This is a genomic window from Streptomyces sp. NPDC048461, assembly GCF_055587105.1.
The window spans coordinates 273-1435 of the sequence record NZ_JBVJGW010000081.1 but is presented as its reverse complement, the minus strand read 5'-3'; the positions used below and the strand labels follow the sequence as shown (position 1 = coordinate 1435).

The 1163-nt window shown below is 53.0% G+C and carries 2 protein-coding genes; both read left to right on the top strand.

Features of this window, described 5'->3' with window-relative positions; all coding sequences use genetic code 11:
* The coding region (locus ACZ6S8_RS39625; RefSeq protein WP_469463265.1) for a hypothetical protein at positions 1-609 on the top strand (609 nt) is incomplete at its 5' end.
* Positions 606-1163 (top strand): putative type VI secretion system effector (locus ACZ6S8_RS39620; protein WP_469463263.1); only part of this gene is annotated, 558 nt, incomplete at its 3' end. The genes ACZ6S8_RS39625 and ACZ6S8_RS39620, both read left to right, overlap by 4 nt.

The window sequence follows — 1163 nt, the reverse complement described above, 5'->3', positions numbered from 1 at the left end:
GAAACGGTAGCCAAGGACTTCTTTGGGGCGGGTAGTGTCAGTGCCATTCGGATGAAGGTTGCCGGCAGTGTGTTGGCGGGAGCGGGTAGTTTTATTGGGGCGTACTACAGCTATTTAGACGCGGAAGCTGCGGACAGGCAGCAAGAGCTTGCTGCCGACATACTTTTGAGTACTAAAGCGTTCGTGACGGCGTCTGTGGGCGGTGCGCAGTTCCTGACCGCACTCGCCTACTCATCTCCGATCATCGAGCGCAGTCTGGGGCGCAATTCATTGACTTTGGGTCTCAGAGGGATGAAAGCAGGGCTTGAAGCGGCAGCGGCGACAGAAGGGGGGGCTGTAGTTGCGTCGCAGGCAATGAAGCGACTTGGTGTGTGGATTCTGCGATTGGGTGGCTGGCAAGTTGCATTGGCTCTTCTTGTCATTGAAGTCTTGATATGGGCCATCAGTCCGAACGATCTGGAAAAGTGGTGTATGAACAATGCATTCGGAACAAATGCGGGCCTTAGAAAAGGTGAGCGAACATTTGGTGGCGAGCCCTATTCAACACCGCGAGAACAAAAGCAGGCGTTTGACAAGGCTATCGGCTCGGTTACGTTGAGGGTGCGATGAAAACTGAGGTCGATGTGTCGTCAGAGAAGAACTCGCTTGATATCGAAATCGGAATCATCTCCGATCTGCGGGTCAAGCACGTTGTGGAAAATGTATTCTGGCGGGAGGGTGATCCATCAGGCATCGCGGCTACAGGCGCCATTGCCGCCGCACTGGGGCTGAGTGGCCCTGCAGCTGGAATGGCGATGATGTCTGCTGAGGAAATGGCTGAGCCAGTTACCAGAGTGGAGTTCCGGCTTGGCGAAACCCAAGTGGAAGGGTTGCTTTGGAACTGGCCATTCAGTGAAGGGGACCGAGTAAAGGTCGTTGGAAAGAGGGGCGAAGATGGGAAATTCTTTGCTCTGTCAGTTCTGGACGAGAATAAGCGGCTGATTGTGTCATACCCCCATGTCAGCTCTGGAAGTTGGGCACATTGGATCGGTGTCATGAAGTACACGCTGATGTTCTCACTGCCAAGTGCTGCGCTATACGTTCTGGTTGCCGGCTTTGGTTCGATTAATGAAGGTCCCTGGGACTGGTATTCTCTGAAAAGATTTTTTTACATATTTTTTTGT